This is a genomic window from Pseudomonas sp. SZ40 (assembly GCF_052958135.1).
Map to the genome: position 1 here is coordinate 14,736 of NZ_JBQWIF010000009.1, position 19,827 is coordinate 34,562.

14 protein-coding genes are annotated in these 19,827 nt (G+C 63.0%); 8 read left to right on the forward strand and 6 right to left on the reverse strand.

Annotated elements, in window-relative coordinates; genetic code table 11:
* The first annotated feature begins 105 nt into the window (after positions 1–105).
* Positions 106–1,452 (forward strand): glycerol-3-phosphate transporter, encoded by a 1,347-nt coding sequence (gene glpT, locus ACT9T4_RS09500; protein ID WP_499116642.1) that lies wholly within the window; start codon positions 106–108, stop codon positions 1,450–1,452.
* Positions 1,453–1,598: 146 nt separating this feature from the next.
* On the opposite strand, the gene ACT9T4_RS09505 is transcribed toward glpT, so the two are convergent.
* The 4 genes from ACT9T4_RS09505 to ACT9T4_RS09520 form a co-directional block, all read right to left on the reverse strand.
* Positions 1,599–2,417: an ABC transporter ATP-binding protein gene (locus tag ACT9T4_RS09505; protein WP_499116644.1), complete on the reverse strand. Its 819-nt coding sequence runs from the start codon at positions 2,415–2,417 to the stop codon at positions 1,599–1,601.
* Positions 2,414–3,994 (reverse strand): ABC transporter permease, encoded by a 1,581-nt coding sequence (locus ACT9T4_RS09510; protein ID WP_082045895.1) that lies wholly within the window; start codon positions 3,992–3,994, stop codon positions 2,414–2,416. Before ACT9T4_RS09510 ends, ACT9T4_RS09505 begins: the two co-directional genes overlap by 4 nt.
* A 156-nt stretch (positions 3,995–4,150) precedes the next feature.
* Positions 4,151–5,203, reverse strand: a complete 1,053-nt coding sequence (locus tag ACT9T4_RS09515; protein ID WP_499116646.1) for an ABC transporter substrate-binding protein — start codon at positions 5,201–5,203, stop codon at positions 4,151–4,153.
* A gap of 279 nt (positions 5,204–5,482) precedes the next feature.
* Positions 5,483–6,436 (reverse strand): LysR family transcriptional regulator, encoded by a 954-nt coding sequence (locus ACT9T4_RS09520; protein ID WP_499116648.1) that lies wholly within the window; start codon positions 6,434–6,436, stop codon positions 5,483–5,485.
* A 413-nt stretch (positions 6,437–6,849) separates the two neighbouring features.
* On the opposite strand from ACT9T4_RS09520, the gene ACT9T4_RS09525 reads away from it, so the two are divergent.
* From ACT9T4_RS09525 to ACT9T4_RS09535, 3 genes are read left to right on the forward strand one after another with little or no spacing between them, the layout of a single operon-like run.
* Entirely contained in the window at positions 6,850–8,868 is a 2,019-nt protein-coding gene (locus tag ACT9T4_RS09525) for a TonB-dependent siderophore receptor (protein WP_499116650.1), read from the forward strand.
* Between the two features lie 19 nt (positions 8,869–8,887).
* Positions 8,888–10,207: an aryl-sulfate sulfotransferase gene (locus ACT9T4_RS09530; protein WP_499116652.1), complete on the forward strand. Its 1,320-nt coding sequence runs from the start codon at positions 8,888–8,890 to the stop codon at positions 10,205–10,207.
* A 49-nt stretch (positions 10,208–10,256) separates the two neighbouring features.
* Positions 10,257–11,999, forward strand: a complete 1,743-nt coding sequence (locus ACT9T4_RS09535) for an aryl-sulfate sulfotransferase (protein WP_499116654.1) — start codon at positions 10,257–10,259, stop codon at positions 11,997–11,999.
* Between the two features lie 31 nt (positions 12,000–12,030).
* On the opposite strand, the gene ACT9T4_RS09540 is transcribed toward ACT9T4_RS09535, so the two are convergent.
* Positions 12,031–13,032: an AraC family transcriptional regulator gene (locus ACT9T4_RS09540; protein ID WP_499116655.1), complete on the reverse strand. Its 1,002-nt coding sequence runs from the start codon at positions 13,030–13,032 to the stop codon at positions 12,031–12,033.
* A 446-nt stretch (positions 13,033–13,478) separates the two neighbouring features.
* Between ACT9T4_RS09540 and ACT9T4_RS09545 the strand changes: the two genes are divergently transcribed.
* A complete protein-coding gene (locus ACT9T4_RS09545) occupies positions 13,479–14,279 on the forward strand; it encodes an EAL domain-containing protein (RefSeq protein ID WP_082045894.1) in 801 nt (266 codons plus the stop codon).
* Between the two features lie 97 nt (positions 14,280–14,376).
* On the forward strand, positions 14,377–16,002 hold the full coding sequence (locus tag ACT9T4_RS09550; protein WP_499116657.1) for a methyl-accepting chemotaxis protein: 1,626 nt from the start codon (positions 14,377–14,379) through the stop codon (positions 16,000–16,002).
* Between the two features lie 43 nt (positions 16,003–16,045).
* Here the strand turns inward: ACT9T4_RS09550 and ACT9T4_RS09555 are convergent, their stop codons facing one another.
* Positions 16,046–17,416 carry an aminotransferase-like domain-containing protein gene (locus tag ACT9T4_RS09555; RefSeq protein ID WP_499116659.1) on the reverse strand — a complete coding sequence of 457 codons (1,371 nt, stop codon included), beginning with the start codon at positions 17,414–17,416 and terminating at the stop codon, positions 16,046–16,048.
* Positions 17,417–17,533: 117 nt separating this feature from the next.
* On the opposite strand from ACT9T4_RS09555, the gene ACT9T4_RS09560 reads away from it, so the two are divergent.
* Both ACT9T4_RS09560 and ACT9T4_RS09565 read left to right on the forward strand, forming a co-directional pair.
* Positions 17,534–18,820, forward strand: coding sequence for a hydroxymethylglutaryl-CoA reductase, degradative (locus ACT9T4_RS09560; protein ID WP_499116661.1), 1,287 nt, complete (start codon positions 17,534–17,536; stop codon positions 18,818–18,820).
* Entirely contained in the window at positions 18,817–19,719 is a 903-nt protein-coding gene (locus tag ACT9T4_RS09565; RefSeq protein ID WP_499116663.1) for a hydroxymethylglutaryl-CoA lyase, read from the forward strand. The genes ACT9T4_RS09560 and ACT9T4_RS09565 overlap by 4 nt, the downstream gene beginning before the upstream one ends.
* Positions 19,720–19,827 lie beyond the last annotated feature (108 nt).

A 19,827-nucleotide genomic window follows, 5' to 3' on the forward strand; every position in this document is an offset into this window, starting at 1 on the left:
TGTTGGCTTTACCGCTTCAGTTGTGAGTGCTATTTTCGGTAATGAAAATGTCACATAACTGTCACATTTAAAGTGCGCAGCTAAAACAAGAACTGGAGTCTCAGGATGTTCGCCTTCTTCCGTCCCGCCCCTCATCGGGAAACCCTGCCCGAAGAACAGATAGACAGTACCTACCGCCGCCTGCGTTGGCAGATTTTCGCCGGGATATTCATCGGCTATGCGGGTTACTACCTGCTGCGCAAGAACTTCTCGCTGGCCATGCCTTACCTGATCGAGGAAGAGGGCTACAGCCGTGGGCAGCTGGGCTTGGCGATGTCCGCCATCGCCATTTCCTACGGGCTGTCCAAGTTCCTGATGGGACTGATTTCCGACCGCTCCAACCCTCGCTACTTCCTGCCATTCGGTTTGCTGGTGTCAGCCGGCGTGATGTTCGTTTTCGGTTTCGCGCCCTGGGCTACCTCCAGCGTGACCATGATGTTCATCCTGCTGTTCATCAACGGCTGGGCCCAGGGCATGGGTTGGCCGCCCAGCGGCCGAACCATGGTGCACTGGTGGTCGCAGAAAGAGCGCGGTGGCGTGGTGTCGGTCTGGAACGTCGCCCATAACGTTGGCGGTGGCCTGATCGGACCGCTGTTCCTGATCGGCATGGGGCTGTTCAACGACTGGCACGCGGCGTTCTACGTACCCGCGGCAGTGGCCTTGCTGGTGGCGGTGTTCGCCTTCATGACCATGCGCGATACCCCGCAGTCGGTCGGCTTGCCACCCATCGAGCAGTACAAGAATGACTATCCGGAGGGCTACGATGCCAGCCACGAGAAGGAATTCAGTACCCGCGAGATCTTCGTCAAGTACATCCTGCGCAACAAGATGCTGTGGTTCATCGCCCTGGCCAACGTGTTCGTTTACCTGCTGCGTTACGGCGTGCTCGACTGGGCGCCGACTTACCTGAAAGAGGTCAAGCACTTCACGGTCGACAAGACGTCGTGGGCGTATTTCTTCTACGAGTGGGCGGGCATTCCCGGCACGCTGCTGTGCGGCTGGATGTCGGACAAGGTGTTCCGTGGCAACCGAGGCCTGACCGGCGTGGTGTTCATGGGCCTGGTGACGGTCGCCACCGTGGTGTACTGGCTCAACCCGCCGGGCAACCCGATCGTCGACATGGCTGCGCTGTTCTCCATCGGCTTCCTGATCTACGGCCCGGTCATGCTGATCGGTCTGCACGCGCTGGAGCTGGCGCCGAAGAAGGCGGCAGGTACTGCGGCTGGCTTCACCGGGCTGTTCGGTTACCTGGGCGGTTCGGTCGCGGCGAGTGCGGCAATGGGGTATACCGTTGACCACTTCGGCTGGGACGGTGGCTTCGTGCTGCTGATCGGCGCTTGCCTGCTGGCGATCGTCTTCCTGATCCCGACCCTGTGGCATAAACAGGCGCCGAGCGAAGCGCGCGCGTCCTGATCCAGATCGACCACCTCGGTCGCCGCGCCCTTTGGGGCAGGCGACCGAGGTGACTCGCCAAGTCGGCAGGTGGGGCCGACGATGATTCGCTTCAGCCCACTTCCTTCATCACGCGACCGACTTCCCTCTCTCTCGCTGCTCAACGGCTACCAGGCGATGGACGCCATGGGCAGGTCTTCCACCCGTGGCGGTGGAGCGCGGTATTCGCCATCCCCGGTCAGCTGGAACAGCAGCTCTTCGCGCAGTTGCTGGAACTCGTAGCCATTGCGGTTGCGCGGATGTGGCAGGTCGACATCGACGATGCGCTTGATTCGCCCTGGACGCGGCTCCATCACCACCACGCGGTCGGCGAGAAAGATGGCTTCCTCGACATCATGGGTCACCAGCAGGCTGGTGATGCCCGCGCGAGCGCGGATGGTCAGCAGTTCTTCCTGCATCTGCTGCCGTGTCAGCGCGTCGAGTGCGCCGAACGGCTCGTCAAGCAGCAGGATGCGCGGGCTGCATACCAGGCCGCGGGCAATCGCCACGCGCTGGGCCATGCCGCCGGAAAGCTGATGTGGATAAGCGCGCTGAAAGCCATCGAGGCCGACCAGCTGAACGAACTCGTTGACCCGGCGGAAGCGCTCGGCCTGGGTCAGCCCCTCGTTGACCAGCCCCAGTTCGATGTTCTGCTCAACGCTTAGCCAAGGGAACAGCCGGTGCTCCTGAAAGACGATGGCGCTTTCACTGCCAATGCCGTCGACGGCCTTGCCATCGATCTGGATGGTGCCGCGAAACTCGCGGTCAAGGCCGATCAGCAGGCGCAGCAGGGTGGATTTTCCGCAGCCGCTGGACCCCAGGATGGCGATGGATTCGCCTTCGCGGATCTGCAGGCTGAACTCGCGGATCGCTTCGAGTTCGCCGGCTTCGATCGGGAAGAACTTGCCGACTTTGTCGAAGCTGACGATTGGGGCTGAGGCGGTCATGCGTTTCTCCAGCGCGTGGCGCGCGCTTCGATCAGTTGTCCGAGATGGTTGAGCAGGGCGCCGGTAAGGCCGATCAGCAGCATGCCGGCCATTACCTGATCCATGCGGAATAGTTGCTGGGCACCGATCATCAGGCTGCCGATGCCGCCATTGGAGGGCATGAAGTATTCAGCGCCTATGGTGCTCAGCCAGGCGAAGATCAGGGCCAGCTTCAGACCGGCGAAGATCGCCGGGGCGGCACCCGGCAGAACCAGACGCAGCAAACGCTGGCGGCTGTTGAGGCGCAGCGCGCGGGCGGCTTCGTCGAGTTGTGGCGACAGGTTGGCGACGCCGCGCTGGGTGGCGATCAGTAAGGGGAAGAAGGTAGCCAGGCCGACGAATACCACCTTGGCCAGTTCACCGAGGCCGAACCAGGCCGTGAGCAGTGGCACCCAGGCGAAGATCGCGATCTGCCGCAGAGCGCTCAGGGTTGGCCCGAAGACCCGTTCGGCGGGTCGGCACAAGCCAAGCACCAGCCCGCTGAGCAGGCCAAGGGTGCTGCCCAGCACCAGCCCGCCGACAGCACGACCGAGGCTCTGCAGCATGGCCTGGATCAGGCTGCCGTCGACGAGGCCCTGCCAGGTGGTGCGCAGCACATCCAGCGGGGCGACCAGAATGCTCGCGTCTATCCAGCGTGCCATTACCGCAGCCTGCCACAGGGCAGCCAGCCCCAGCGGCAACAGCCAGGCCTGCAGGCGCGCCCAGCCCTTGGCACGACTGCGCAGGCGCAGCTCGGCGGTGGGCGGATGGGGCCAGTGGATCAGACGCGCATCGAGCCATTGCACACCGCGGTCGAAGACGATGCCGAACAGGCCGATGACCAGAATGCAGACGAACACGATATCCAGCATGAACAGCTGGCGCCCCCAGACCATCAGGTAGCCGATGCCCTCGCTGGAGGCCAGCAGCTCCACCGCCAGCAGCGATGACCAGCCGGTAGCCAGGGCCAGGCGCAGGCCAGCCATGAACGAGGGCAGGGCTGCGGGAATCACCAGGCGGGTGATGCGCAGGTGCCAGGGCAGGCGCAGCACGGCAGCCGCCTCGCGCAAGCGCGGTTGCGCATCACGCACACCGACCAGCGTGTGCACGGTGATCGGCACGATCACCGCCTTGATCAACACCACCAGCTTGAGCGCTTCGCCGATGCCGAACAGCAGCATGAACAGCGGGATCCATGCCAGGGTCGGCACCTGGGCGAGTGCGGCGAAGGTCGGGTAGATCAGTCGTTCGGCCCGGCCGCTGCTGCCCAGCAGCGTGCCCAGCAGGATGCCGGCCGCCACGCCGCCGAGCAGGCCATAGGCGAGGCGCTGCAGGCTGATGCCAAGGTTGAACCAGAGGTCGTCTCTAGCCAGCTCCAGCAAGGTCTGCCAGACCAGTACCGGGGTCGGCAGGATCTGCTCGCTCATCCAGCCGAAGCGGCTGGCCAGGTACCAGAGCGCAAACAGGCCCAGCGGCAGCAGCCAGGGCAGCAGGCGGCTGGCGGAGAAAGCCGTACGCGGACCCTGAACCTGAGAAATGGACAGAGGCGATGCGCTCATGGGAGCGCTCCGCCCGTACCAGGCTTATGACTGAATGTTATTTTTTGCATAAGTAAGTGAATATCAATTCTTTCGGGAAATAAGAGGCTGCATTAAAAGTGCCTCGCCGACGTGCGGCCAATGCATTCGCCACATATCTTCCATGCCCATGGCGCATCACTCCGCTGCACCCGAGGCATCGTAGCGCTGCCAGCGGTCCTGCAATTTCTGCCGTGCGATGGCCTGCTCGACGAAGCGTGGCTCGAACCATTGCTCGACGTCGAAGGTGCGGCGGATAAGCCCCAGGGTCTTGGCCTTGTCGATGCTGTCCTGATAGCTGTGACGCAGGAAGCTGTCGAGCAGCGGCGAGGCGCGAAACGCCAGGTCATCGTCCCGGTATTCTCGGGCGTAGAGCTCAGCGGGCACTACGCTCTGTTGCGAGAGCAAGGTGATGTAGGCGTCCAGATTCTCCGCCCTGGAGATCCAGTCGGCATTGCTCACCAGTACGTCGACCAGCTTCTGGGTGGCCTCGGGGTAGCTTTCGATGAAGGCATTGCTGGCGATCACGCCGGTCTGGGTGGTGGCGGTAACCGGCAACTGCTTGGTGCTGACCGGGAACTCGATACCCTGTTTGCCCAGCGCCAGAATGCCCATGCCGGACCAGGCCGCATCGATCTGCCGGCCCGCCAAGGCGGCACGGGCAGCGCTCCAGTCCAGGCTGACGATTTGCAGGTCGCGCTCTTTCAGGCCGGCGGCGGCCAGCACCCGGGCGAAGGACAATTGATCCGCCGTGCCGCGGTATACCGAAACGCGCTTGCCCTTGAGATCCTCCAGGCTCTTGATAGCGGATTCGGGCGTGGCGGCGAGATACATATTGGCGCCACGGCCACCGAGGATCAGCCGCGTATCCAGGCCCGAAGCCCGACCGATGATCGCTGCCAGATCGCCAAGGCCGGCGAAATCCAGCTGGCGGTTGGCGAAGGCTTCGTTGACCGCCGGGCCGGCAGCCTTGAAAAAGTGCCATTCGACCTTGATGCCATCCGCTGCGAAGGCGTCTTCCAGCTGTTTGCGGATATGCGCCAGGCCGAGCACGCCAGAGGCGAAGGGCTTGTCGCCGGCACCCTGATCGGGCGCACCGATGCGGATCACCGCCGGCTGTTCGGCAGCCTGAGTGGCGAGGGTTGTAAGCGCCAGCAGGGCGCTGCAAAGCAGAGAGGTCAGTCGTTTCATGGGTCGGTCTCGGCGAAAAATCGTGAGGGGCATTTCACGAAGCCCGTGCTGCGCTGACAAACGCAAAGCGGGAATACTTTGTATGCACGACATGCAACACGGGGCTGGCAGGCCGTTGAAAAACTAACTGCGTTGTCATCGTTGCGTTAAAAACAGCCTGGAGCGCCAGCCCGGTCGAAATGCTCATGTACCGCTCGTACGCTCCGCTTTCTCGCCTGTTTTTGCGGGACCACCATCGGCCTTGCGCTGACTGCTTCGTCTAGGTTTTTCAACGGCCTGCTAGACCCCGACCTGTGCCAGCGGCATGCCGGCCATCTGGTCGGCCAGTCCGGCATCGCTGCGCTCTATCTGCTCGACCATGGCCCGGGCCAGCGGCGACAGCGCCCGGCCAACACGGCTGACGATGCCATAGCGGGTGTTGAGTTCTTCCAGGTGGCAGGGCAGGTCATGCACCTCGAGGACCTGCAGTTCTTCGCTGAGCAGGTAGTCCTGCAGATTGATCGGGTTGGCGATGCCGATGGCGTCCGAATGGCGCACCACGTTGAGCAGTGCATGGCTGTATTCGCATTCCACGGCGGGCGCGAAGTCACGGCGGCCGCTGTATTCGGTGAGCACCTTGCGGATGTTCGGCGGGCGAAAGGTGGTGGCCAGCGGATAACTGAACAGCTCCGCGCAACTGACGCTGGGTTTGCTGGTGAGCGGGTGGCCGATGCGGCAGCAGAAATGCCATTTCTGGGGGCGCAGGCGGGTGATGCGGTAATCCGGATCGGCCTCGAAGCGGCGGGTGTCGGCGACGAAGAACTCGATCTCCTCGGCCACCAGGCGCTTGTTCAACTCCTGCCAGTTATCGACCTGAAAATGCACCCGCGCCTTGGGGTAGTCACCAATGAAGCGCGCCACCGCTCGCGGAATCAGTTGCGCGGCAGGGGCCGGGCCGCAGCCGAACAGCAGGGCGCCGGTGCCCGCGTCGTTGAACCGGCTGATTTCGTTGTTCAGATCGTGGGCATCGCGCAGCAGGCGCCTGGCGTGCTCGAGCACCACCAGGCCCTGCTTGGTGGGACGCAATTGCTTGTTGGCCCGATCCACCAGCTGAAAGCCGGCCGCGTGCTCCAGTGCCTGGATGCTGCGGCTGAAAGCGGACTGCGAGAGGCTCACCGCGTCGGCCGCGGCAACGAAGCTGCGGTGCTCGGCAAGGGCGACGAAGTGGCGAAGCTGGCGGAGATCGATATGCATTTTCTACATGGAAAGATTCGGTCGAATGCAATTGCTGCAACGGCTCGTGGCTCTTTATAAAGGTAAACGCTTATTACGAAAACTTCGAAGTAAGCATAAATAAAGATCTGCATCGAATATCAAAAATCCGTTCTACGCCCGATTCGCCTCCGCCATACGGCAGCGCTCACCGCGATAGTTCAAAGGAGCATTCCGTGTATCTACGACCCGAGCATTACAGGCATGGAGCCTGGTCACGACTGAATTCGTTGTATGCCGCCGTGATAGTAGCGATCGCCGGCGTTTCATCACCCAGCAGCTATGCGCAGAGTGAGGCCTCTGGCGCAGAGCATGAGGAGGCTGAGCAGCATGCTGCGCCCGTACTGGGGCGTGTACTGGTGGCTGGACAAAAGGGCATCGCCAAAAAGGTACCCGTGAGGGGCGGTGCACTCGGCGCGCGTACCGATCTGGAAACGCCATTTTCCACCTACAGCGTCGATAGCGAACAGATCGAGGAGCGCCAGGCGAAAACCATCGGCAAGCTGTTCGAGAACGAAGCCGGTGTGGAAGCGAAAGGCGGTACCTATTCGATCCAGTCCCACGCACTGGATGTGCGCGGCCTGCGCCTGGATTTCACCAACGGCTACAAGATCGATGGCCACCCATTCCAGATGGCGAGCGTGGAATTGCCGCTGGAAGCCTTCGAAACGGTGCAACTGCTCAAGGGGGCAACCGGCTTCCTGTATGGAATCGGCTCGCCGGGCGGCATCGTCAATTACATCTCCAAAAAGCCTACGGACACACCGACGCTATCACTGGCAGCGGGTTACACGCAGGACACCATCTTCAGCCAGCATGTGGATGCCGGTGGCCGTTTCGGAGCGGACGATCGCTTCGGCTACCGCTTCAATGCCGTTCAGGAACGCGGTCGGGCTTACAACGGCACGCAGGTCGAGCGGCACGTCGAATCGCTGTATCTGGATGCCCGAATCAACCCGTCGCTGACCTGGCGTGGCAACGTGCTGTTCCAGGAGCGCAATCTGGAAGGTGGCATCACGGCCATCAACGTCGCCGATGCTGGCCCGCGTGCCTATTTGGGTGACAAGCTGCCCAACGCGATCAGTGGACGCAAGGATCTCACTGGCTACGACTCGTCCTACTACAACTCCACGGCCTGGGTCGCGGCCACCGGTTTCGAGTGGGCGCTCAATGACACCTGGTTACTCGACGCCGGCTACTCGCACACCTTCAAGCGCATCAATTCCCGGGACGAGACACTGCACCTGCGTAATGCCGAGGGTGACTACGATCTGGCCTTGCGGCAGTTCTACCAGCCGACGTTGAAGTACGACTCCTTTCAGCTACGCCTCGAAGGTGAGTTCCACACCGGCTGGGTTCGTCATCAGGTCGTGACCGGCCTGGGCTTGCAGTGGCATACCCGTGATCTTAATCAGGGTGATCCCTCGATCAACCCGGATGTGAGCACTGGCGGCCAGAACCACGTGTATCCCAACGGCCCGCTGCCCACCGGCAACATCAACGGCCCGGCACTGGATCTGGTTTACGACGGTTACTCGCCGCGCAGCTTCTTCGAGATCACCACCACGCGGGAAAACTCGGTGTTCTTCAGTGACACCCTGGGTTTTGGCGATCACTGGTCGCTGCTGCTCGGGCTGCGCACCTTCGATTACCGCAACGAGAATTACACCGTTTCTGGGCGCCGCCGCAGTGTCTACGACGAGCAACCGACTACGCCGACGGTGGCGCTGCTGTTCTCACCGCGTACCGACACGACCTTTTACCTGAGTTATGTCGAGGCGATTCAGGATGGCGGTTCGGTGGGCACCACCTTCGCCAACTCCGGTGAGTCGCTGGCACCGATCGAAAGCAAGCAGTACGAGGCGGGCTTCAAGACCAACCGCGAGGCCTGGGCACTGTCGGCTGCAGTGTTTCGCATCGACCGCGGCGCCGGTTATGCCGATGCCAATAACGTCTACAGCGCAGATGGCACCGTGCGCTACGACGGCCTGGAACTCAATGGCCAGTATCGCCTGCAGCCCGGCCTGACGGTTTCTGCCGGCGGCACCCTGCTGCGTGCCAAGTACCTCGAGGCGGATCAGAGCATCGAGGGCAACCGGGTCGAGGCCGTTGCCCGCGTGCAGGGCAACCTGGGTATCGAGAAAGCCTTCGATTCCATACCCGGTCTGCGTGTGCATGGCGCGGTACGGCACAGCGGCAAGCAGTACCTCAACACCCGCAATACCCGCGAAGTACCCGCCTATGAAGTGTTCAGCCTTGGTGCCAGTTATCGCGTGCCGCTTGGCGACGGGCAGCTCACCTATCGTGCCGAACTGGACAACTTATCCAACGAAAAATACTGGCTGGCCTCCAGCAATGCTCTGGCGGTAGGCGCTCCGCGCAGCCTCAGCCTCAACGCCCGTTACGACTTCTGATCAAGCAAAGGAAACGCTCATGAAAATGCTCAAGTTCGCTGCGGGCCTGTTGGTCTGCGGCAACGTTCTGGCCGCACCGACGGTTTTCCCTACCGGTGTAACCCTGTACGACCCCGCCAAGGCCTGGGGCACCTACACCGTGTTCAGTGGCGCCGACCGCAACAGCTACTTGATCGATATGAATGGCAATGTGGTGCGCAGTTGGCCGCAGCGCGGCTTCCCGACGGAAGTGGTTGATCCGGCGGTCAATGGTGGGCGCAAGGGCCATGTGCTGCTGCAGCTCGAGGAGCGCAAGGACACCAATCAGCGCTCGTTCGGCAATGGCGTGAACAACCATGCGATTGGCGAGCTGGACTGGAATGGCAAGGAGGTGTGGCGTCGGGCGGGCGACAAGTCGATTGGCAACGCCCATCAGCATCACGAACAGGAGCGTTTGGCCAACGGCAATACCCTGGTGCTGGCCAACAAACTGCACAAGGTCGAGGGCTTCAAGCTCGACGAGTTGATCGACGATGTGATCTACGAAGTGGATGACAGCGGCAAGGTTGTCTGGCGCTGGCTGGCGTCCGAGCATCTGGACGAGTTCGGCTTTACCGCCGAGCAGTTGAAGCTGGTGCGCGACACCCACCTAGCCGACTACCTGCACTTCAATAATGCACGAACGCTGGGCGCCAACCAGTGGTTCGACGAAGGCGATGCGCGCTTTCACCCGGACAACATCATCGTCGACTCACGCCAGGCGAACTTCATCGCCATCATCGACAAGCGTACGGGCAAGGTGGTGTGGAACCTGGGGCCGAACTACGCGACAGCGGAGCTGCTCAATCCCTTCACCGACAAGGACAAGCTGCCGCGCCCGGTGGATCAGCTGAGCGGCCAGCACGATGCCAAGTTCATTCCGAAAGGGCTGCCAGGTGCCGGCAATATCCTGGTGTTCGATAACCAGGGCGGTTCGGGTTACCCGGCCGTTTCCTATCAGATATCGACGGGCTCTTCGCGGGTACTGGAGATCGATCCGCTGACCAAGCAGATCGTCTGGGAATACCGCCCAGGCACCTCTTTCTTCAGCGCCTTCACCAGCAGCGCCCGACGTTTGCCCAACGGCAACACGCTGATCACCGAAGGGCAGAGCGGGCGGGTTTTCCAGGTCACCAGCAAGGGCGAGGTGGTGTGGGAATACCTCAGCCCATTCTTCTCCAAGGCCACCGAGCAGCGAGCTGCCAGTAATTCGCTTTATCGCGCCACCCCCGTGCCCTACGACTGGATTCCTGCCGGCACGCCGCGCAGTGAAAAGGCGGTGGTGCCGCCAGCCCTGAGCGATTTCCGCATTTCCCAATGACACCCATGGCGGACGGCGCAGAGCGTCGTCCGCATTCTCTGGAGCCCCTATGAGCAATCACAACCAAACCCGCGATAACCAGGCCGAGGACGGCATTCCCGAGGGCGCCTGCCTGACGGCCGGAATTCCCGACACCACGGTCAGCCGTCTTGGCGCCATCGTGCTCAACCCCTATGGCATCGCACCGCTGACCGCGCTGATCCGCGACGGTGGGCAAACGCTCAGTAATGCCCGTGTGCGGGTGCTGGGCCGGGGCGAGCAGGGTATCGATATCGACTACCCGGTGAGCGACAAGGCGTTGTGGACCCACGGCGGCATTCCGCTGTTCGGTCTGTACCCGGATCACCGCAATGAAGTGGAGGTGGCCTACACCTTGAGAGGCGAGCGCGTCCGCGAGCGTTACAGCGTCTATGCGCCAGCCGTGCGCCTGCCGGCCATCGCCGCGCAGGAAGGCGCCTTGCCCCTGGTCGAACCGGTCAAGGTCGATGCGTCCCTGAAGAAGCGTCTGTACCTGTTCAACCATCTGCTGACGGATGTCGCCGGCAGCAACCGTCAGTTGAAATGGAATGCCCAGGGTGGCGCCGCCGAATGGGATTCGGTGGGCATCAACTGGATCACCGACAGCAGGGGCGAGGTGCGCTGGTACCTGGACATCGAGCGTCTGCACGACTCGACCCGCGTCGATGGCCTGGGCGCCAGCATGGGCTTCCAGCAGACCGCCGATGGCAAGCTGATCTGGGGCCAGGGTCAGCGTTACTTCAAGCACGACCTGTTGGGGCGGCCGGTGTGGGAACGCCGCTTGCCGGGCAAGTTCGCCGACTTTTCCCACGAGATTCGCCAGACCGGTAAAGGCACCTACCTGCTGCGCGTCGGTAGCAGCGACTACCGGCGCGACGATGGCAAACAGGTGCGCTCGGTGCGCGACCAGATCATCGAGCTCGACGAGTCCGGTGAGGTGGTGGAGTTCTGGGATCTGGGGCGCATCCTCGACCCTTATCGTGCCGAACTCCTGCACACCCTCGGCAAGGCGGCGGTGTTCCTGCCGGAGGGGGCGAGCAAGGGCGACAGCCTCGCCGACAACGAGGCTCGGGAAGGCGACAACCTGCCGTTCGGCGATGTGCCGGGGGTCGGTATCGGGCGCAACTGGGCCCACGTCAACTCCATCGCCCATGACCCGGTGGACGACGGCATTATCGTTTCGGCGCGTCATCAGGGCGTGGTGAAGATCGGCCGCGACAAGCAGGTGAAGTGGATCCTCGCCGCCCCCCAGGGCTGGCGTGCCGAGTTGCAGGGCAAGGTGCTGACGCCCGTGGATGCCCGCGGCGAGCCGCTGGCGCGGGATGAACAGGGGCGCTACGCCGACGGTTTCGACTGGTCGTGGACCCAGCACACGGCGTGGCTCAGCGGCAAAGGCACGCTGACCGTGTTCGACAATGGCTGGGGCCGCGACTTCGCGCCGACGCGCCTGGAAGGCAACTACAGCCGCGCGGTGGAATACCGCATCGATGAAGCCAAGGGCACCGTCGAGCAGGTCTGGGAGTATGGCAAGGCGCGCGGTGACGACTGGTACAGCCCGATCACCTCGGTGGTGGAGTACCGCGCCGACACGGACACGCAACTGATCTACTCGGCTTCGGTGAGCTATCTCACCAAGGAGAAACTCACCCGTCCGGTGCTCAGCGAAGTGAAGTACGGCACTCAGGATGTATTGGCCGAATACCGCGTCACCAGCCGCCAGCCCGGCAACGTGGGCTATCGTGCTCTGGTGATCGAGTTGGAAAAGGCGTTCTGAGTCGGTCCAAGGTGCTGGGCAGCGTCCCTGCTCAGCACTCTTCCTGACGATTTCGGTACTGGCTCGGCGGCATGCCGAACCAGCGCATGCTCGCCTTGTGGAAGCTGCTCTGGTCGCGGAAGCCCAGGGTGGCAGAGATGTACTTCAGGCTGCGGTTGGAGTTGCGCAGAAAATTGTGCGCCAGCTTCAGGCGTGACTCTTCCTGTAACTGGGTGAAACTCACCGTCTCACGCTCCAGGGCGTGCTGCAGGCTGCGTTTGCTCACGCTCAGGGCATCGGCGATTTCGCTCAGGCTGGGGTTGAGTCCCTGGGTGAGTTGCTCCACCAGCAGCCTCACCACGCGGGCGGCGATGGAGCCATTGACCACGTCGTCGAGACGCGCCTGGGCATATTCCTGATGCAGGACATGCAGGGCCTCATCGGCCGTTGGCAGGGTGAAGGCACCGATTTCCTCGCGGAACGTCAGGCTGTTGTGCGGCGCCGAGAAGCGCAGGTTGTCGCCGAACAGTTGCTGCAGTCGTGTGGTGCTCTCGGGTTGCGGGTAGGTGAACTCGGCAGCCAGCGGCATGGGCTTTTCGTGAGGCGTGAGCCAGTGGATCAGGCCAAGGGTCAATGCGGCGCCTGCATCGATGAACGCGCGAGGGGCTGGTACGGGGGCGGTGCCGACTTCCAGGCCGATCAGCTTCAGTGTGCCTTGTCGTTGTTCGAGAAGGATGTGCGAGCCATTGCTGGTCAGCGGGTGGAAGTCCGCCAGCAACTTGAGCGCGTTGCCCAGCGTCGGGCTGGACATGATCGAATAGCACTGCGCGCCCAAAATGCTCGGGTGAGCGTGGGCGTAGGTGGCGAGGCCGATATCCGGATTGTTCGCCTGCTCGGTCGCCTGGGAAAACAGGCCATAGACCTGTTCCAGCCTGATCGGCGCACCGCGGCTCAGCGCAGCGACCAACTCGTGATCCAGCGTGCTCGGATCGATGCCTTGTTCGAGCAGGGTCTTGGCCATCACCTGAAAACAGGTGCTCGTCATCGTGTACATCGGTTTTCCTGAGTCGCGGGCGGCTGTGAGTGATCGGATAAAGGCTGCCGGAAGGGGCGTGCGGACAAGAAACAGGTGCGCGGCAACACTATTCGAGTCTGTGCGGCGATGTAAACATAAGCGTGCTTATAAACACCCCTCCAGCCTATCTCAGTCTTTTTGCGACAAGCCGACATGACCGCGCCACGGTCGTCAGTCGGTGTAGATCTCCATCCTCGATCCATAAAACCAATAAAGCGTTTCGTGAACACGTTGCACACCCGAGCTGGCGCAAGCGCCGTACCGGTGTGGCGGCGCGTCATCTCGATCCTGGGTTTTCTGGTCCATGCCAGGTTCGACGTCACGGGCCGCCGCTTTATAACGGGGCATGCATCGAGCGAGTGACGAGGTGCGCAGGGGCAGCATATGGAATGTCGTGCAATGCAGAACTATTTTCGGGTAGCCCAATGATCCATCAGGCGCAGACGCCTGCCGCCGTCGCTGCCGTTGCGTCCACCGATGAAGCTCGAGCCCGTCATTTTTACGGGCAGTTGCGGCAGGGCCTCTTTCACCTCGCGTTTCAGCCCGTGGTGTCACCCGCGAATGCGCAGCGCGTGCTCTATCACGAGGGGCTGCTGCGCAGCACGGGTGAACCGCTTGGTTTCAACCCGTTCGCCGTTCTGGAGCGGCTGCAGTCCATCAGGCAGCTCGATCGCTGCGTGGTCAGCCGCGTGATCGCACTGCTACAGCGCCACCCGCGCATGACCCTGGGCTGCAACATATCGGCGCAGAGCACCAGGCTGGACCCGCACTGGGAACGCGTGCTGCAGCAGCTCGCGGACGATGCCGACCTGGCGCGACGGTTGGTCATCGAGATCACCGAAAGTTCGGCGCAGCCCAGCCATGAAAGGGCAATCGAATTCGTCCATCAATTGAGACGCACCGGCTGCCACGTGGCGATCGACGACTTCGGGTCCGGCTTCGCGACCCTTACCTTCATTCAGCAAGGGCAGCCCGATCTGATCAAGATCGATCAGGGCTACATCCGACGGGCTCGGCAGTCATCCCTGCACGTCAAGACCCTGAAGCACCTGATCGGCCTGTGCAGCACCCTGGCCGCCCACGTCGTGGTCGAGGGCATCGAGACGGTCGAAGACCTGGCGATCGCCCAGGAGTGCGATGCGCAGTGGGTGCAAGGGTTCCTCTTCGCCCGGCCGAAGGCGCTGATCGATGGCCTCGAGGAGCCTTGCGTCATCGCCTTGAGATGACCGCACGAGCAGGCTCCCACTGCACGCAATTGATATGCCCTACAGGCCCGGCGACGTGTGCCTGAGCAGAATTTTTAGTGATCCAGGAGCAGGTGAGATGTCGTTCAGGAATGTGAAAATCGGTTTGCGCGCGGGTCTGTCTTTCGCCGCGCTGGCGATTCTCGTGGTGGTTCTGGGGGTTACTACCCTGGGGCAGATGAAGCGCATGGACAGCATGTCCGATGCCATCGAGTCGAAGTGGTTTCCCGCGACATTGGCGCTGAACGAATTGAGCACGGCGACGCTGCGGGTCAGGGCCCTGACCCTGCGTTTGTACGTCCTCGACGACGAGCAGGCGAGGCGCGACGCCCTGGCCTTCATCGATGCAGCCAAGGCCGACCTGGAGCGTGCGCAGACGCGCTACGCGGCATTGGTGGATTCCGAGGCCGAACGTGAGTTGTATCAGCGCCTGGTCGCCATCAAGGAGCGTTACATGAAACATCAGGTCGAGGTGGTCGATCTGATACGTAGCGGGCAAGGTGAGCAGGCCAAGGCAATGATCACCGGAGTGATGGCCGTAGAGGGCGACACCATCGTCCGCGAGTTGCAGCAACTGACCGAATTCAACCGCCAGGGCGCCAACCAGGCATCGGCCGAGAGCGAAAACGTATATGGCAGTGGTAACACCATCGTGGTGTCGGTGATGCTGGTCGCCACGTTGCTGACCATCTTCCTGGCCGTGTTGCTCACCCGCAGTATCGTCAGGCCGCTGAGCAAGGCGGTTGGCGTTGCGCAAACCATTGCCGCGGGCGATCTCACCCTCGCGTTCAGCGACGATGGACGCGATGAACCTGCCCAGCTGTTGCAGGCGCTGGCCGTCATGCAGCGCAGCCTGCGCGGGACTCTCCAGCAGATTGCCGATTCCTCGAACCAGCTGGCATCCGCCTCCGAAGAGCTGCACGCGGTGACCGAGGATTCGACCCGCGGCCTGCATCAGCAGAACAACGAAATCGAACAGGCCGCCACTGCGGTCAACCAGATGACCGCTGCGGTGGAAGAGGTGGCGCAGAACGCGGTGAGCACCTCCGAGGCCTCCCGCGATTCGGACAGCAACGCACGCCAGGGGCAGGATCAGGTGCGGCAGACCGTCGATTCGATTCACTTGCTGGCCCAGGACGTCACCTCGACGTCCGACGAGGTCGGCAAGCTCGCTGGCAACGTGCGCAACATCAGCCAGGTGGTCAACGTGATCCGTGCGATCGCCGAGCAGACCAACCTGTTGGCCCTGAACGCAGCCATCGAAGCCGCCAGGGCCGGCGAACAGGGCCGTGGCTTTGCGGTGGTAGCCGATGAGGTGCGGGCGCTGGCGCATCGTACCCAGCAGTCGACCCGGGAAATCGAGCAGATGATCGAGACCGTCCAGCAGGGTACCGAGCACGCGGTCAAGGCAATGGAAAGCAGCACCCTGCGTACCGAGTCGACCCTGTCCCTGGCGCAATCGGCCGGTCAGGCGCTGGACGGCATCGTGCAGGCCATCGGCTCGATCAACGAGCGCAACCTGGTCATCGCCAGCGCTTCGGAGCAGCAGGCACAGGTGGCCCGCGAGGTGGACCGTAACCTGGTGAACATTCGTGATCTGTCCCTGCAAACCTCCGCGGGTGCCAACCAGACCAGCGCGGCCAGTCAGGAACTGTCCCGTCTCGCCGTTAGCCTCAATGGCCTGGTGGCGGGCTTCCGGGTCTGACGGATATCGCTGCGCGTTTCCGGTTGCAGGTAGCCTGATGCTCTCAACGCATCAGGCTGCGGCGAAACGCCGGGTCATCCAGATAAGCCACGTTGAGCCGCGTCCAGGGCACCGGCGTCTGTCGGTTGACGGCGAAGATCGAGCCTGGTGCGAGCATCACGCCTTGGGTCAGGCAATGTCGGGTCAGGGCATTGGCGTCATCTATACCGGCAAAGCGTGCCCACAGATAGAGGCTCTGCTCCGGCCGGCAGAACACCTCGGCACCCAGTTCGTCGAGCACCTCGAGCCCGCGTTGCGTGGCGGCGCGCAGGCGGTCCTGCAGGCGTGACAGGTGGCGCAGGAAATGCCCTTCGCCGAGGATCACCTCGATGGTGCGCTCGCTGTATTCGGCGCCGCTGTTGTGCAGCAGCATCTTCAGGTCGGCCAGTTCCTCGATGCGCTGCTTGCTGCCGGCGATGAAGCCGACGCGCAAGGCGGCGGAAATCGATTTGGAAAAACTGCCCAGGTACAGGGTGCGCTCGCACTGGTCCAGCGCCGTGAGTTTCATCGCCGAGCTGGGCTTGAAGTCGGCCATGGCGTCGTTCTCCACCAGCAGCAGGTCGTGCGCTTCGGCAATCTGCAGCAGGCGGTGGGCCTTGGCGGGGGAGATGTCCGAGCCGGTGGGGTTATGACCCACCGACTGAAGGAAGAACAGCCTGGGTTTTTCTCTTTTCAGCACCCGCTCCAGCGCATCCAGATCCGGCCCGTCGGCTTCCCGCGGTACGCCGAGCATGCGTGCGCCCTGCAACTGCAATTTGCCGAACAGCGGGTAATAGCCTGGGTCCTCGACCAATACCGGGTCGCCGGGAATGACGTAGCGGCGGATGATCAGATCCATGCCGTGGTTGGCGCCCAGGGTGGTGACCAGTTGCCGGGGCGAGACGGCGATGCGGTAGTCCGCCAGTTTTTGCGCCAGGCGCTGGCGCAAGCCGGGATTGCCCAGGCGCGTGCCGTAGCGAAACAGGGTGGTCACGCCGCCGCGCACTACCTGGCGGTGAAATTTGTCCAGGCGCATGTCCATTAGCCATTCCACCGGCGGAAAGCCTTCGCCGAGGTGTGAATGGCCAGGGTCACGGACGAACTGCTGGCGCATCATCCAGATGGTGTCCAGGGCCCGGGTATAGGGCTGCGACTCGTCGTCCTCGACACTGGCGCTGACGCTCCTGCAGACGAAGAACCCCTTGCCGTGTCGAGCCTCCACCAGCCCCTGCGAGGCCAGGTGCTCGTAGGCGGTGATCACCGTGTTCTTGGAGTGCCCGTGCAGGCGCATGTACTCGCGCAGCGAGGGCAGCTTGCTGCCCGCCTGCAGCGCGCCATCGGCAATCTGCCTGGCGATGGCATCGGCGACTTTCTGGGCGAGTGTCTGTCTGGGCATGGCGCAAATCCCTGGGTACAGGAATGAAGTGTCCGGGCAAACTGTACCTTCTTTCAGGGATACAGTGAGGATAACGTTCGTCGCAACCAAGAACAAACGACTCCCCGAGGAGCGCCCATGTCGATCGATTCCCGCCTGCCCGATTTCCGTAACCTGTCCCCCTCGCAACGTCTCGAGCACGTGCAGCAGCTGCTTGGCCTGTCCGCTGAGGAAACCGCGCTTTTGCGTGACGCCGGTGCGCTGCCACTGGAGATCGCCGACGGCATGATCGAGAACGTGATCGGTACGTTCGAGCTGCCCTATGCGTTGGCCAGCAACTTCCGCATCAACGGCCGGGAGATGCTGATCCCGCTGGTGGTGGAGGAGCCTTCGGTGGTCGCCGCGGCCTCGTTCATGGCCAAGCTGACCCGCCCGGCAGGTGGTTTCCAGACCTCCAGCAGTGCGCCGCTGATGCGTGCCCAGGTACAGATCATCGGCGTCAGCGATCCCTACAACGCGCGCCTCAGCCTGCTGCGCAACAAGGACGAGATCATCGCCCTGGCCAACAGCAAGGATCAGTTGCTGAACAGCCTGGGCGGCGGTTGCCGTGATATCGAGGTGCACACCTTCATCGACAGCCCCCGCGGGCCGATGCTGGTCGCGCACCTGATCGTCGATGTGCGCGACGCCATGGGCGCGAACACGGTGAACACCATGGCCGAGGCCGTGGCGCCGCTGATGGAACAGCTCACGGGCGGCAAGGTGCGCCTGCGCATTCTCTCCAATCTCGCCGATCTGCGCCTGGCGCGTGCCCAGTTGCGGATCGCCCCGGAACATCTGGATACCGCCGATTACAAGGGCACGGAGGTCATCGAAGGGGTGATCGATGCCTATACCTTCGCGGCCATCGACCCGTACCGCGCCGCGACCCACAACAAAGGCATCATGAACGGCATCGACCCGCTGGTGGTGGCCACTGGCAACGACTGGCGGGCCGTGGAGGCGGGTGCCCATGCCTATGCCTGCCGCAATGGTCATTACGGCTCCCTGACCACCTGGGAGAAGGATCGTGAAGGCCACCTGGTCGGCACCATCGAGATGCCCATGCCGCTCGGCCTGGTCGGCGGTGCCACCAAGACCCATCCGCTGGCGCAGTTGTCGTTGCGCATTCTGGGCGTGAAGAGTGCCCAGGAGCTGGGGGAGATCGCCGTCGCCGTCGGCCTGGCGCAAAACCTCGGAGCCTTGCGTGCACTGGCCACCGAAGGCATCCAGCGCGGCCACATGGCCCTGCATGCGCGCAATATCGCGCTGTCGGCCGGTGCCCGTGGCGATGAGCTGGACTGGCTGGTCAAGCGCATGGTCGAAACCCGGGACGTACGTGCCGACCGTGCCGAGGCGTTGTTGCGCGAAAAGCGCGGGCAATGAGCATGGATGCGGTAAGGCTGGTGGAGGTCGGCGCTCGCGACGGCCTGCAGAACGAAGCCCTGACCCTGCCGGTCGAGGTGCGCGTGGCGCTGATCGATCGGCTGGTCGCGGCCGGGCTGCGGACGCTCGAGGTCGGTGCGTTCGTATCGCCGCGCTGGGTGCCGCAGATGGCCAACTCCGATCAGGTGCTGCGCCGCCTCGGGCAACGCCCGGGGGTGACCTATACGGCGCTGGTGCCCAATCTTCAGGGGCTGGATGCTGCACTGCAGGCGGGGTGCCGGGAGGTGGCGGTATTCGCCGCCGCTTCCGAGGCGTTTTCGCAGAAGAACATCAACTGCTCCATCGCCGAAAGCCTGCAGCGCTTCGAGCCGGTATTGGGCAAGGCGCTGGAACAGGGCGTGGCGGTACGCGGCTATGTTTCCTGCGTGCTGGGGTGCCCGTTCAGTGGTGGGGTGCCGGTGGCGGAGGTGGTACGGGTCGCCCGCGAGCTGCATGCCATGGGCTGCTACGAGATCAGCCTCGGTGACACCATCGGCAGAGGCACGCCAGGCAAGACCAGAACGCTGCTCCAGGCCTGCGCCGGCGAGATGCCGATCACGGCCCTGGCCGGGCATTTCCACGACACTTACGGCATGGCGGTAGCCAATGTTCAGGCCGCTCTGGAAGCTGGAGTAAGGGTGTTCGACAGTTCGGTTTCCGGGCTCGGTGGCTGTCCCTATTCGCCCGGCGCCACCGGTAATGTGGCAACCGAGGAGCTGGTTTATCTGCTCGAGGACCAGGGCCTGGCAACCGGCGTGGATCTGTCGGCACTGCTCGAGGCTGGTGCTTTCATCGACGCGGCCCTGGGCAAGCCGTCGGCTTCGAGGGTGGCCAACGCCATGCGCACCAAGGCCCATTGACCCGTTGCAGAGCAGGATAACAACAACCCGGAAAGGGTGCGGACCAGCCCGCGACAGCCATTACGTCGCGCTGCCCGGATCACTCCGTCAACTCACTGTCCGAGCGTA